The following is a 14,402-nucleotide window of genomic DNA, read 5'->3' on the forward strand; positions in this document are numbered from 1 at the left end:
TTGGCCTGCTTTCATGAACGCCTTCCGGACCGACAGGAACGAAACCGAAACGATCGAGGGTCTCCCTTCGGGTGCTGCTGGAACTGATGAGTATGCTTTGCAATTGAGACCGTGGCAAGCGTTCCTTGTTCCGATACAAGGTGTCATACATCGCCAGCTGTGACAGGCCGGCATCGGTCAAACTTTCGGTGATCTTCAATTCGATCAGGATCCGTTCCGCCTCCAGGTCACGAATCCCGTCCGCCAACAGCAATCGCTGCTCCCTGGTCCATCCTCCTGGCTGCCGCCGGATCAGAATCAGATCCGCCTTGGGCGCGTCCACGACCACCGGAACTTCCAAAAGAACGTCGATGCCGACCGGTTGCAGCAGAGTTCTCAGGGTTTCGCCGACCAGAATGTGCCAGGCTGTCTTCATCGGCGCCACTTCCGTCATTTGTTTCGCGGTTCCTGCATGAAATTGTCCCGCAAACACATACCAACGTCCAGAAGAATCAGGGCCACGCCAAGCCACTTCGACATGAGGCATGGCCCCAAAACAAGTCCACGCATCGCAGGGTTCAATGGGACAGGCGATAGATCGAAGGCATCAGGGGTATCAAGGGGGTGGCAAGGTTTTGCAGGGATTCGGAAGGGCCGGCAAACAGATAGCCCCCCGGCACCATGTGACCACACAGCTTGTTCACAAGCCGTTCCTGGGTATTGCGATCGAAATAGCTCAGAATATTGCGGCAGAAGATGACATCCATCCCCTCGCGCAAGGCAAAACCGGGATCCATGAAATCAAGTTGCCGAAAATTGACCATGGCACGCAGTTCCGGCACCACCCGGGCCAGGCTTTTGCGGCGATCTTTGCTTTTGAGAAGATATTTTTTCTTCAACGAATCGGGAATGGATTGAACCTTTTCCATTTCGTAGATGGCGTTGCGGGCGAACTCCAGAATTCGCGGACTGACATCGGTGGCCAGGATCTGGGATTTGAACGGAATGCCCGGATAATGTTGGGCAAACTCGCTCAACACCATGGCCAGGGTGTAGGAATCCTCTCCCGTGGCGCATCCGGCACTCCAAATGTTGAGGACACGACCGATTCCGGCGCCATGAATCTTGATCAACTCCGGCAGCGCCGACTGGGCAAGAAATTCAAACTGACGGGAATCACGGAAAAATTTTGTCGTGTCGCTGGTCATGGCATCCAGAAGCAACACAAATTCCCGTTCCTCGTCCTCCGTTTCACCGAAAAGAATCCTGTTGTAGTCGGCCAGATGGACGATTCCCAGACTGTTCATCCGCCGTTGCAGCCCAATGCTCAGAAGGCTCTTCCTGGTGATGGGCAAAAGGATACCGAACCGGTTGTGAATTTCGGTGGCAAGGCGTTTGAAGAGTGTTTCATCAAGCGAATCGATCATTGGATCATCAAGGTCATGAATCGCAAGCGAACATCCTTTTCACCTTCGAGGCGGGAAGGATCATCCCCGCGGCAAGGAAGTCACGACGGACCGGCCCTGGTTTGTCATGAAATCGAACCGTCACAGAGACGAATGACCTCCTGGGCCAGTTTTTCCAGAGGCAGAACCGTATCGACCCCGCCATGCTTGATGGCCTCCTTGGGCATGCCGAAGACGACACACGACCGCTCGTCCTGGGCCAGGTTGTGTGCGCCGGCATCCTTCATTTCCTTCATGCCACGGGCGCCGTCATCCCCCATGCCGGTCATGATCACCCCAACGGCATTGGCTCCGGCATAGCGGGCGGCGGAGCGGAACAAAACATCGACCGAAGGGCGGTGCCGGCTGACCAGGGGACCTTCCTTGATTTCGACGAAATAACGGGCGCCACTCCTTTTGAGCAGGGCATGTTTGCTGCCGGGGGCGATGAGGGCCCGGCCACGAACGACGGAATCGTTGTTTTCCGCTTCCTTGACGCTGATCCGGCACAGTCCGTCGAGACGATTGGCGAAGGCCTTGGTAAAATTTTCCGGCATGTGCTGCACGATGACGATGCCCGGCGCGTTGACCGGCATGGCTTCGAGGAACACCCGCAACGCCTCCGTCCCGCCGGTGGAAGCCCCGACGATGATCACCTTTTCGGTGGTCTGGCTCATGGCGTGACTGCTTTTGGTGGGGGGCGGCAGGATGGCATCGGCGGTCAGCTTTGGTTCGACCCTGGGCCCGACGGACGCAGCCTTCGCCGTCCGGGGTACACGGGTGATCTGGCGCACATTGGACATCGCCGCCGCCTTGACGGCATCGCAAATGCGAATCCGCGACTCTTCGAGGAAATCCTTGGTCCCCATCTTGGGTTTGGTGATGATTTCGATCGCCCCGTATTCCATCGCCTTCAGGGCGGTTTCGGATCCCTTGGTCGTCAAGGTCGAACACATGACCACGGGGATGGGGTGTTGCGTCATGATTTTCTGGAGAAAGGTGATCCCATCCATCCGCGGCATCTCGACGTCCAGAGTGATCACGTCCGGCACGAGTGTCTTGATCCGTTCCGCGGCGACGAAGGGATCCTGGGCCATGCCAATCACATGGATATCCGGATCCGATTCGAGGATTTTTGCCAGGGTCTGGCGCACGACCGCGGAATCGTCAACGATCAGTACATTTATTTTTTTATTGATCATGATCCACTGCACTTTATCACCCGGAGACACGATGCCCCCGGGCCAAGAAAAAGAAAGAAAAGCGGAAACCCGTTCGTCGGGAATCGCATCCCCATCCCCGAATGCGCCATGAAAAACAAGAACGAAACCTGATGCCGATCCCCAGGGCCCCACTTGTATTGAACGTTGGCATGTATTCCAACGTCCGATCTCCCGCAATCGACACCCGTCAGGGTATGCCATCAGCCCGCCTTTGTCCATGGGAAACAAGGTTATCGTTACCCATCGCTCCGTGCCGACCGGGACAGAAATGTTCGAGGAAAAGCAATGCGTATCTCAGGGATGGACAGGTCACCACATCCGGGATTGGGAGAAACGCACACGCCGAAAACCTTGTTTTCCGTCATTCACGCCGTCTCATCCAAATCACCGTCGTTTGAACCTGCGAAAAAAATGAGATCGCATCCCCTTTTTTTCTAAAGCCTGCGTTTACATTGCCGATAAATTGAAAAGAGGTTGTTTATTTCAGAAATTTCCACGACATCGAACGGCGCCAGAAGCTACCGCTTGAGATTTGGCGGCATGTATCGAAAAAAAAGCTCAAGGCCATTCGAATGGATCCGATAAATTGAAAAGGGGAGGTTTATTATCGAACTGCCTCTCAAGAGGCAGCTTCGGGAGCCTGGGTCGGTTTCCTCAACAAAAAGGACCCATCGATTTCCAGGGAAGGGTCACGTTCAGGACGTTTGGAGAATTTTCATGTCTTTGACTATCAACAACAGCATTGCCTCGATCAATGCTCGGCGGCAACTTGAAAAACACACGCTCAAATTGAGCAAAACGTTTGCCCGGTTGTCATCCGGAATGCGTATCAACACCTCCCAGGACGATGCCGCCGGCATGGCCATCACCAACCGCATGGTCGCCCAGATCCGTGGTATGAACGTGGCCGTCCGCAACGCCAACGACGGCATTTCCCTGGCCCAGGTCGCGGAAGGGGCCTTGGACGAAACCCAGAATGCCCTGCAGAGGATGCGCGAACTGGCCATCCAGGCGGCCAACTCCACCTACTCCGTCTCCGACCGCGCCAACCTTCAGGATGAATTCGAACAGATGCTCTCCGAAATCAACCGGATCGCATCGGATGCCGAGTTCAACAATGTCAAACTGCTTGGTGGTATCAAATATTCGGGGACCGACTCGTTCAAGATTCAACAATTTGCCGGAACGTTTCATGTCGGAGCCGATACGGGTCAAACCATCACCATCACAGTGGGACGGGCCGGTCTCGGAGAGTTGGGACTCTATAATTACAGTTATGCCGCTGCGGGCCTGTCGGCAACCCGATCCATCACCGCCGCAAGTGTCAAGGTGTGGGTCTCCACTGCGGCCAAAGCCAATTCGGCCCTCGGTTTCATCGACAGCGCCCTGGATTCGGTCTCCGACATCCGTGCCGCCCTTGGCGCCGCGCAAAGCCGGTTTGAATCGGTCATTTCCTCACTCTCCAACGCGGTCGAAAACACCGATGCCGCCCGCTCGCGGATTCAGGATGCCGACATCGCCCTGGAAACGGCCAATCTGACCAAGTACACGATTCTCCAGCAGGCGGGGGTGGCGATCCTGGCCCAGGCCAATCAACAGCCGACCATCGCCCTGGCCCTCCTGGGGGCCTGACCCAAGCTACTGGGATCGAAAATAAAACGCTGCAACGGGGTGGGTTGACCCGTCCAATGAACAGCCCAAACGTCACAAGGGATGGATGACTCAAGGGAACCCGGTTTCCGCATAACACTCAAGGATCACGCTCATGGCTCTTACGATCAACAACAGCATCGCTTCCATCAATGCCCGCCGGCAACTTGAAAAACACACGCTCAAATTGAGCAAAACGTTTGCCCGGTTGTCCTCGGGAATGCGCATCAACACGTCACAGGACGATGCCGCCGGCATGGCCATCACCAACCGCATGGTTGCCCAGATCCGCGGCATGAACGTGGCCATCCGCAACGCCAACGATGGTATTTCACTGGCCCAGGTGGCCGAGGGGGCGCTTGACGAAACGCAAAACGCATTGCAACGGATGCGTGAACTGGCCATTCAGGCAGCAAACTCGACCTACTCGTCCAGCGATCGCGCCAATCTTCAGGATGAATTTGAACAAATGCTCTCGGAAATCCAACGGATTTCCTCCGACACCACCTTCAATAACAATATTCTCCTGGGTGGTAGTACCAATGGACGTTATGGAACCTCCTTCAGAGGAACCTTCCATGTCGGGGCGGACACCGGACAGACCATCACCATCCGGTTCAGCGTCATGAACGTTTCGGCCCTGGGACTGGTCAAACTGCATGCCACCAACACCGTGGCTTCGGCCATCACCAAAAGCGCCCAGGTCAGCATCGGTGTCGCCGCCAAGGCCAACAGTGCCCTGGCCTTCATCGATTCCGCCCTGGATGCCGTCTCCACCTTCCGCGCCTCCCTGGGCGCCTTGCAGAGCCGTTTCGAAACAGTCATCTCCAGCCTTTCCAATATTGTGGAAAACACCGATTCAGCCCGCTCCCGCATCCAGGACGCCGACATCGCCCTGGAGACCGCGAATCTGACCAAATATACGATTCTGCAACAGGCGGGTGTGGCGATTCTCGCCCAGGCCAATCAACAGCCGACGATCGCCCTGGCGCTTCTCGGGGCTTGAAGAGGCCTGATCCTGAAAAAATTGCCGGTGCGGGGAGGATGGATCATTCCTCCCCGCCCCCCGCGTAGGATTCCACTCCTTTTTTTCTTCATTGCATCCTTGTCGCTCGGCCTGTCATCTTCGGACAGGCCCTATTTTTTCCGGGATGAATGATACGAGTGTCCCACGATTCACCACCTGCCCGGGTAACGACCCGATTCGCCCCCAGCCCCACGGGATTGCTCCATCCGGGACACGCCCGCAGTGCCATTTTGGCTCATGACTTTGCCTCCAGGCACGGCGGGCGATTCATCGTGCGCATCGAGGATATCGATTCGGGACGATGCCGGCGGGAATATGAAACAATCTTGTTCGAGGACCTGGCTTGGTTGGGTTTATCGTGGGTTCCGACGGTCCGGCGCCAATCGGAGTGCATGGCCGATTATGCGGCGGCTCTGGCGGTTCTCGAAAGGCAGGGACTGCTCTATCCCTGTTTCTGCACCCGCCGCGAAATCCAGGCCCAGGTCGCCGCTTCGGGACAGGCCCCCCATGGTCCCGACCCATGGATGTATCCCGGAACCTGCCGCCATTTGTCCTCTTCCCAAAGGGAGGAACGGATCGGACAGGGCGATGCCTATTCGTTGCGTCTGGACATGCGCCGGGCCATTGCCATGACCGGCCCCCTGAACTGGTTCGATCTGGGAATGGGATGGATTCCTGCCGCTCCGGAACAATTCGGGGATGTGGTGCTGGCCCGCAAGGAGTTCCCTGCCAGCTATCATCTGGCGGTCACGGTGGATGATCATCTCCAGGAAATCACCCACGTCATCCGCGGCGTCGATCTTGCCCCGGCAACCCACATCCATCGATTGCTTCAGGCATTGCTCGGTTTGGACACCCCAACCTATGCCCATCATCCACTGGTGACCGACGACTCGGGCAGAAGGCTCGCCAAACGGCATGGAGCGGTCTCGCTCAAGGCGATGCGGGAGCAGGGACTGGATCCCGAAACGGTGCGCCAAAAGGCCGGATATCCATGGCCTGCCTGGGCGGAAGGCACGCTCAACCGGTCCTCGCCCCCAGATAGGCCTGCCGCACCTGGGGATCATCCAACAATTCAGTCCCGCGGGCGCTCATCCGAATGCGACCATTGACCAGGACATAACCACGGTCGGCCAGTTGCAGCGCCTGACGGGCATTCTGTTCCACCAGAAAGACCGTCGTCCCCGACTGGACGATCGAGCGGATCAGGGAAAAAATTTTTCGGATCATCAGGGGAGCCAAGCCAAGGCTGGGTTCATCCAGGAGCAAAAGCCGCGGTCGTCCCATCAATGCCCGGGCGATGGCGAGCATCTGCTGTTCCCCCCCCGACAAGGTTCCGGCCTTCTGTTGACGCCGTTCCTCAAGAATGGGAAACAAACGATACATGGCGGCCAGATCATCCACGGCCACCGCCCGCCCTCCAGGGATCCGACCCAATTCCAGATTTTCAAGGACCGTCATTCCCTGAAAAATGCGCCTTCCTTCGGGAACCAACGCCAATCCCAACGGGGAAATGCGATGGGTGGGCAGGTGGGTGATTTCCTGTCCTTCGAAGAACACCGCCCCGCCGGAGGCCCTTGGATTGCCGAATACGGTCATGAGGAGGGTCGATTTTCCCGCTCCGTTGGCGCCGATCAGAGCGACCACTTCCCCATGATGGACCTCAAGCGACACCTCTTCCAAAGCACGAATGGGACCATAGCCGCTCGACACCCGGCGCAATTCGAGCATCGGTTCCTGTGAGACGCGGATCGGTGATTCAACCAAGATAAGCCTCCACCACGGCGGGATGGCGTTGTATTTCGGCAGGTGTGCCCCGGGCGATGACCTCGCCATGGTTCAGAACCACGATCCAATCGGAGCGTTCCATGACCAGTCCCATGTCATGTTCGATCAGGAGTATGGTCAGGTTCATCTCTTGTCGCAGACGGTGAATCCATTGACTCAAAGCGTGTGTTTCCATGGGATTCAATCCTGCGGCGGGTTCGTCGAGACACAGAAGGGTCGGACCGGTACACAGCGCCCGGGCAATTTCGATCCGGCGCTGATGTCCATGGGAAAGCTGTCCCGCGGGACGGTTGGCCACATGGGTCAATTCAAAGAAATCGAGCAGTTCCAATGCCCTGGAAAGGGCAGTGGTCTCATGATCGCGAAAGGCGCGCGTGTTGAACAAGCCACTGAAAAAATGACGGTCAAGACTGGCATGCTGGGCGACGAGAAGATTTTCCAGGACGGTCAATTCTTTGAAAAGGCGAACATTCTGAAAAGTCCTGGCGATGCCCGCCCGGCATACGAGATGCGGTCCACCCATTATTTTGTAGCCCATCTTGCGCCACAACCGCCGGGGATGGGTCCAATCGTTCCAGGAAAAGGGCTGTCCCAGCAACTCAAGGAGTTCGACCGCCGGTCGATTGGGACGATGAAACCGAAGTTGTCCGTGCTGCGCCTGGTAGAAACCGGTAATGCAGTTGAACGCGGTGGTTTTTCCCGCCCCATTGGGACCAATGAGGGCGGTGATGCTGCCCCATTCCACCGAAAAAGTAACCTCATTCAGAGCGAGGACGCCACCAAAACGCATGTTCAGATGATCAACTTCGAGGAGTATGGTCACCGGACATGCTCCCTGAACACAGGTCGAACGCTCCGAACCAACCCCCGCGGACGCCAGATCATCATGATCACCATGGCAAGTCCGAAGACAAGGACGCGATAATCGGAAAAATCGCGCAGCACTTCGGGAAGAATGGTGATGACGATGGCGGCAATGATGACTCCAGGGATGGATCCAAGCCCTCCCAGAACGACGATCGCCAGAATCAGGGCCGACTCGAAGAAAGTGAAGGACGTTGGATTGACGAATCCCTGGGAGGCGGCAAAAAAGACGCCACCGATACCACCGATCATCGCCCCGAGGGCGAAAGCGGACAGTTTGACGGTGACATGGTTGATCCCCAGGGAGCGGCAGGCGATTTCGTCTTCACGCAAGGCCTCCCAGGAACGTCCCAGGGGCATGTTCTTCAGTCGCGTGACCAGAAAGATGGTGGCGAGGACGACCATGAACAGGACCAGATAGATGAACACGATCCGATGATTGGCGGAATAGTCGATCCCCAGGAATTCATGGACGGGGATGCTTCCCTCTTTGGCGCGGCGGGTGAATTCCAGCCCCGGAAGGGTGGGACCCGGAACCCGGACCCCGTTGGGACCACCGGTGAAGGAGACCCAGTTGTTCAGGACCAGACGGATGATTTCGCCGAACCCCAGGGTGACGATTGCCAGATAGTCGCCGTGCATGCGCAGAACGGGGAACCCCAGAACCACCCCGAACCCGGCGGCCAACATTGCCCCGAGCGGCAGCGACGACCAGAATCCCAACCCCAGATATTCGTGTCCCAGGGCATAGCCATAAGCGCCAACCGCATAGAAGGCGACAAAGCCAAGATCGAGCATCCCCGCCAGACCGACGACAATGTTCAATCCCAGGGCCAGAAGAACGTAGATCAGGGCGAGAATGGCGACGGTCAACCAATATTTGTTGAGGAAAAACGGCAGCACCCCGCCAACAATCATTGGAAGGGCCATCAAGATGGCGCCCTTTGGCAAGGTCCGAGTGGATCGGCTTAGGGATGATTGATCGACCGCAAAATCAAAACCCTGGGGGCAATCCCCCAGACCCCTTTTTTCTTTCAATAATTTTCCAAAACTGTGCCACCAACGGACGGCAAGAATACCTGAGTGAAACAAAAAAGCGGCCAGTGCCAGGACAAGGGGAGGCTGCCAGTGGAAACTGAAAAAATAACCGTCCAGGACCACTCCGGAGATGGGAAGGGTCAGAATCCAAACGAGGAACCCCGTGGCCAGGGGGTGAAAGAGTTTGTTTCCCATCGCCTCACACCTTCGTGACCATGGGTTGGCCCAGGAGTCCGCTCGGACGAAAGATCAGCACCAGGACCAGGAGCGCAAAAGCAAAGACATCCTTGTAGTCGGTATTGACGAACCCCGAGAAGAACGATTCGGACAGCCCGAGGATCAATCCCCCGAGCATGGCCCCCGGAAGGGAACCGATGCCACCGAGGACAGCGGCGGTAAAGGCCTTGATGCCGGTGATGAATCCGATATGAAAATCGAAGGAGCCATAGTTGAGACTGACGAGAACCCCCGCCACCGCCGCCATGGCGGCGCCGATGACGAAGACGATGGAGATGATGCGATCGGTATCGATGCCAAGCAACGCGGCCATCGTCAGGTCCTGTTCGGTGGCGCGACAGGCACGACCCAGGGAGGTACGGTGCATGATGAAGGTCAATACCGCCATGCCGAGGAAAGCGACGACGATGATGAGTAATTGCACATGGGTGATCTGGACCGATCCCCCCGCCGAACCGATGGGAAGGATGAAGGATCCTTGCATCAGGCTGGGAATTCCCTGGGACCGGGCCCCCTGGGAAAGGCGAACATAATTTTGCAGCACCAGGGACAGACCGATGGCGGTGATCAGAGGCGCCAGACGGTTGGAACCGCGCAAAGGCCGATAGGCGATCCGTTCGGCGAACCAGCCATGGAGCGCCGTGACCAGAAGGGTGAAAAACAGCACGAAGACGAGGGTTGCCGGAATCGAAGTGATGCCGGCAAACTGGGCCAGGGCGAGAAAGATGGCGGTCAGATACGCCGACACCATGTAGATTTCACCATGGGCGAAGTTGATCATGCCGATGATGCCATAAACCATGGTATAGCCGATGGCGATGAGTCCATAGGTCGCCCCGAGGATCAAGCCATTGATCGCCTGTTGGGCAAGGATGGTGGCATCCATGATCAAAGCCAAGCCAACGCATCCGTGATCAGGGCACGACCTCGTCGTAGGTCCCCTTGTCATTCCATCGGTACATCACATAATCGGAAGTTTTCAGGTCCCCTTTGACATCCCAACCCTTGGGTCCCATGACGGTGGGAACCTCATGAGCATGAAGCCATTTGGCCATGGCCACCCCATCGGTCCCTCGGGTTGCCTCGATGGCGGCGGCGATGATTTGCAGGGTGGCGTAGGAGTAGAGGGTATACCCTTCCGGTTCGAATCCAGCCTTGCGCAAACGATCGACGACCTCCTGTCCTTCCTTGATTTTTCTTGGATCGCGGCCAAAGGTCATATGGACCCCATCGGCATAGGCAGGCCCCCCGGCGGCGATGACAAATTCCTCCGAAACGATCCCATCCCCCGAAACGAGCGGCGCCTTGAGCCCCTGTTCCTTCATCTGTCGCACCAGGGGACCCGCCTCGTTGTGCAATCCACCGAAATAGACCGCATCGGCATGGAGCGATTTGAATTTGGTGACCAGAGCGTTGAAATCCTTTTCCCCCCGGGTCAGCCCCTCGTACAGGATCTCCTTTTTACCCAACCGTTGCAGTTGCGCACGCATGGCATCGGCCAGTCCCTGACCGTAGGTGTCCTTGTCGTGGATCACGGCGATGGCCTGGGCCTTGAGTTTCTGGACGATAAAATCCGCAGCGGCAGACCCCTGTTGATCGTCGCGGCCACAGGTGCGAAACAATGTCGCGATCCCCCGTTCGGTCACCATGGGATTGGTCGAGGCGGGGGTGATGTGCAGGATCCCCGCTTCGGCATAGACCTCGGAGGCGGGGATCGTCGATGACGAACAGAAATGCCCGATCACCGCCTGGACCCCGTGCCGATCGACCAGTTGATTGGCCACTGCCAGGGCCTGTTTCGGCTCACAGGCATCGTCTCCCTTGAACAATTGTATTTTCTTTCCGACAATCCCGCCGGCGGCATTGATATCGTTGGCCGCCTGTTCCGCCCCGCGCCACAATTGCGCACCAAAGGCGGCATAGGCCCCGGTAAAGGGTCCCGCGACCCCGATGGCGATCGTCTCCTCCGCATAGGCCGAAGAGACCATCAAAACCATCAGAAAAAGAACCCAGCCGCCGTACACTTTTCCTTTCATCGAATTCTCCCCTGTCACGCATCGCGGTACCGCAACGTCATTTCATTTCGAAACTTGCACCATGTTTCCCCGAAGAAGACCGATGTACCATGAATCGGTTAATGAAGACCAGGAAATCATTTTGCCAGAAGTCTTCCAAGGTCTTTTTTTTATTATACCCATTTTCCAGGACAGCCATTGCGTTTCGTGGATGGACCCCTACCTTACCCATCATGGAATGAACAAGTTTTGGCGCGATTTCAGGAGACCGTCTCATGAAGGAAGAACGTCTGACGACCAAATCACGGGAAGGGATTCAACAGGCGATGGGACTTGCGGCGGGGTTGGGACATCAACACCTGGAGCCCGAGCATCTGTTACAGGCATTTTTGGACCAAAAGGACGGTCTGGTTCGCCCCATCCTGGAGAAGGGAGGCATGTCCATCGACCGTCTGTCGGGACAACTGGCGGGACTTTTGAAAAAATTTCCCAAGGTGGGTGGATCGGGGGTCAGCCAGGTTCTTTTTTCGCGGCGGATGCAGGGCATCTGGAACGATGCCCAATCCCTGGCAGATAAGATGCGGGACGAATATGTCTCCACGGAACATTTTCTTCTGGCGATGTCCCGTGACAACGAGGGCGAACTGGGACGAATCCTGAAAGCTGGAGGGCTTGACCATTCGGCCATCGAAAAAATCATCGAGCAGTTGCGCGCCGGGCGGAGGATTGTGTCGCAGGATCCCGAGTCGGGGTTCCAGGCGTTGGAAAAATACGCCCGTGACCTGACCGAACTGGCGCGGAAGGGAAAACTCGATCCGGTCATCGGACGCGATGAAGAAATCCGCCGCACGATTCAGGTGCTGTCACGTCGGACCAAGAACAATCCGGTCCTGATCGGCGAACCGGGCGTGGGCAAGACGGCGATCGTGGAGGGATTGGCGTTACGGGTCATCCGGGGAGATGTCCCCGATGCGCTGAAGGACATTCGGATTGCGGCCCTGGACATGGGGGCTTTGATCGCGGGGGCGAAATATCGTGGCGAGTTCGAGGAACGGTTGAAAGGGGTATTGCGGGAGGTTGGGGAATCGGACGGAAAGGTCATTTTGTTCATCGACGAAATGCATACCCTGGTCGGGGCGGGCCGGACCGATGGCGCCATGGATGCGTCCAACCTGTTGAAGCCGGCCCTGGCACGCGGCGATCTTCATTGCGTGGGGGCGACCACCCTGGACGAATATCGCAAACATGTCGAAAAGGATCCCGCTCTGGAACGTCGTTTCCAGCCGGTAATGATTGGTGAACCCGGAGTGGAAGACACCATATCGATTCTGCGTGGCATCAAGGAGAAATACGAATTGCATCATGGAGTCCGCATCACCGATGGGGCGATCGTGGCGGCGGCCACCCTGTCGGACCGTTACATTTCCGACCGTTTTCTTCCCGACAAGGCGATCGATCTGATCGACGAGGCGGCGGCGGGAATCCGCATGGAGATGACCTCCAAGCCCCAGGAAATCGATGAAATCGACCGCAAGGTGTTGCAACTTGAAATCGAGCGCATGGCGCTGTCCAAGGAAGAGGATCCCGGCGCCCGGGAACGTCACGCCAAGGTTGAACGGGAACTGGCCAACCTCAAAGAACGCTCGGTGGCATTGACGGCCCGATGGCAGCGGGAAAAGAGCGCCATCGACCATTTACGGTCCATTCAGGAACAATTGGAACAGGCGCGCATCGAGCTGGACGGAGCGGAGCGCCGTGGTGACCTTGCCCAGGCCGGAGAACTCAAATATGGCCGCATCCCCGAGTTGGAACGACGCCTGGGCCAGGAACGACCGGGTAACGGACCATCCGCCGAATCCCATCCCCGATTGTTGCGGGAACAGGTCGGGGAGGAAGATGTCGCCCTGATCGTGGCGCGATGGACCGGGATTCCTGTATCGCGGATGCTGGAGGGAGAGCGGGCCAAACTCATGGACATGGAACGGCGCCTGGGCCAGAGGGTGGTCGGGCAACGCTCGGCCCTGACGGCGGTATCACGGGCGGTGCGGCGTTCCCGCGCCGGTCTGGGCGACCCCAACCGGCCCATCGGCGCCTTCATGTTTCTTGGACCGACCGGGGTCGGCAAGACGGAACTGGCCAAAGCCCTGGCGGAATTTCTTTTCGACGACGAAAATGCCCTCGTCCGCCTGGACATGTCGGAATACATGGAAAAACATGCCGTGGCCCGCCTGGTCGGCGCCCCTCCGGGATATGTCGGCTACGATGAAGGGGGGCAACTGACCGAGGCGGTCCGCCGCAAACCCTATTGCGTCGTCCTCCTGGATGAAATCGAAAAAGCCCATGCTGACGTGTTCAACATTCTGCTCCAGGTCATGGACGATGGCCGTCTGACCGATGGCCAGGGACGGACGGTCAGTTTCAAGAATTCGGTCGTGATCATGACCTCGAACCTGGGCTCCGATCTCCTGGGCCAATTGATGGGGGCCGGAGAAGGGGAAGAAAACCGCAAAGCCCTGGAGGGATTGCTCAAACGTCAATTTCGCCCTGAATTCATCAACCGGCTCGACGAGGTCATCCATTTTCATCCGCTGCAACGCAGCGACCTGGGAGAAATCGTCACCGTTCAATTGCAACGGCTGACAACGCTTCTTTCCAGTCGCAACATCACCCTGGAATTGGACAATGCGGCGCGAGATCACTTGGCGATGACGGGATACGACCCTGAATTCGGCGCCCGTCCTCTGAAACGGATCATCCAACGCCTGCTCCAGGATCGTTTGGCCGAGGCGCTGTTGTCGGGGCAGCTGCGCGAAGGAGACCAGGTTCGCATGAAACTTGTCGGGGAGGAACTCCTCATGACGACCGATCGATGACACGCAACGACAGTCCGGGGAAAATCATTTTCCCCGATTCATGGTTTGCATGTTTCAGTCTTCCAGGACCGTTTCTCTGGACTCCGGAGTGCCTTTGCGGGACAATCCGTCCAGGATCCCCGAAACAAAATGACGGCAATGGCGCCGATGAAGACCGCTTGGCATGCCCTGATCGGCGAAACCCTGAGAACTCTGCTGCAACCGGTCGGCATCGACATTCTTTTGGAAGTTCCGGTGGTCGTGGACGCTCCCAAGGCGGACCT

12 protein-coding genes are annotated in these 14,402 nt (G+C 57.4%); 4 read left to right on the top strand and 8 right to left on the bottom strand.

Going from position 1 to position 14,402, the window contains the following annotated elements; all coding sequences use genetic code 11:
* The 3 genes from HQL76_17280 to HQL76_17290 form a co-directional block, all read right to left on the bottom strand.
* On the bottom strand, window positions 1–415 hold a 415-nt coding region (locus tag HQL76_17280), incomplete at its 3' end, for a hypothetical protein (GenBank protein ID MBF0110922.1).
* Window positions 416–557: 142 nt separating this feature from the next.
* Entirely contained in the window at window positions 558–1,406 is an 849-nt protein-coding gene (locus HQL76_17285; protein ID MBF0110923.1) for a chemotaxis protein CheR, read from the bottom strand.
* A gap of 104 nt (window positions 1,407–1,510) precedes the next feature.
* Complete coding sequence (locus HQL76_17290) at window positions 1,511–2,626, bottom strand: chemotaxis response regulator protein-glutamate methylesterase (GenBank protein ID MBF0110924.1); 1,116 nt, start codon at window positions 2,624–2,626, stop codon at window positions 1,511–1,513.
* Window positions 2,627–3,364: 738 nt separating this feature from the next.
* On the opposite strand from HQL76_17290, the gene HQL76_17295 reads away from it, so the two are divergent.
* The 3 genes from HQL76_17295 (at window position 3,365) to gluQRS (ending at window position 6,436) form a co-directional block, all read left to right on the top strand.
* Entirely contained in the window at window positions 3,365–4,279 is a 915-nt protein-coding gene (locus HQL76_17295) for a flagellin FliC (GenBank protein MBF0110925.1), read from the top strand.
* Between the two features lie 133 nt (window positions 4,280–4,412).
* Entirely contained in the window at window positions 4,413–5,303 is an 891-nt protein-coding gene (locus HQL76_17300) for a flagellin FliC (protein MBF0110926.1), read from the top strand.
* Between the two features lie 149 nt (window positions 5,304–5,452).
* Entirely contained in the window at window positions 5,453–6,436 is a 984-nt protein-coding gene (gluQRS, locus tag HQL76_17305; GenBank protein ID MBF0110927.1) for a tRNA glutamyl-Q(34) synthetase GluQRS, read from the top strand.
* Here gluQRS and HQL76_17310 read toward each other — a convergent pair.
* From HQL76_17310 to HQL76_17330, 5 genes are read right to left on the bottom strand one after another with little or no spacing between them, the layout of a single operon-like run.
* The gene (locus HQL76_17310; GenBank protein MBF0110928.1) at window positions 6,345–7,055 is read right to left on the bottom strand and encodes an ABC transporter ATP-binding protein; all 711 of its coding nucleotides are present in this window, start codon (window positions 7,053–7,055) and stop codon (window positions 6,345–6,347) included. The genes gluQRS and HQL76_17310 overlap by 92 nt on opposite strands.
* 28 nt (window positions 7,056–7,083) lie before the next feature.
* Window positions 7,084–7,902, bottom strand: coding sequence for an ATP-binding cassette domain-containing protein (locus tag HQL76_17315; protein ID MBF0110929.1), 819 nt, complete (start codon window positions 7,900–7,902; stop codon window positions 7,084–7,086).
* 29 nt (window positions 7,903–7,931) lie between these two features.
* Window positions 7,932–9,209 (bottom strand): high-affinity branched-chain amino acid ABC transporter permease LivM, encoded by a 1,278-nt coding sequence (gene livM / locus HQL76_17320; protein ID MBF0110930.1) that lies wholly within the window; start codon window positions 9,207–9,209, stop codon window positions 7,932–7,934.
* Window positions 9,210–9,213: 4 nt separating this feature from the next.
* A complete protein-coding gene (locus HQL76_17325; protein ID MBF0110931.1) occupies window positions 9,214–10,137 on the bottom strand; it encodes a branched-chain amino acid ABC transporter permease LivH in 924 nt (307 codons plus the stop codon).
* A 28-nt stretch (window positions 10,138–10,165) separates the two neighbouring features.
* Window positions 10,166–11,287, bottom strand: a complete 1,122-nt coding sequence (locus HQL76_17330; GenBank protein ID MBF0110932.1) for a branched-chain amino acid ABC transporter substrate-binding protein — start codon at window positions 11,285–11,287, stop codon at window positions 10,166–10,168.
* 254 nt (window positions 11,288–11,541) lie between these two features.
* Between HQL76_17330 and clpB the strand changes: the two genes are divergently transcribed.
* Window positions 11,542–14,139 (top strand): ATP-dependent chaperone ClpB, encoded by a 2,598-nt coding sequence (gene clpB / locus HQL76_17335; protein ID MBF0110933.1) that lies wholly within the window; start codon window positions 11,542–11,544, stop codon window positions 14,137–14,139.
* The last annotated feature ends 263 nt before the right edge of the window (window positions 14,140–14,402 follow it).

The organism is Magnetococcales bacterium (assembly GCA_015228815.1).
In the GTDB taxonomy this organism is placed as follows: domain Bacteria; phylum Pseudomonadota; class Magnetococcia; order Magnetococcales; family UBA8363; genus UBA8363.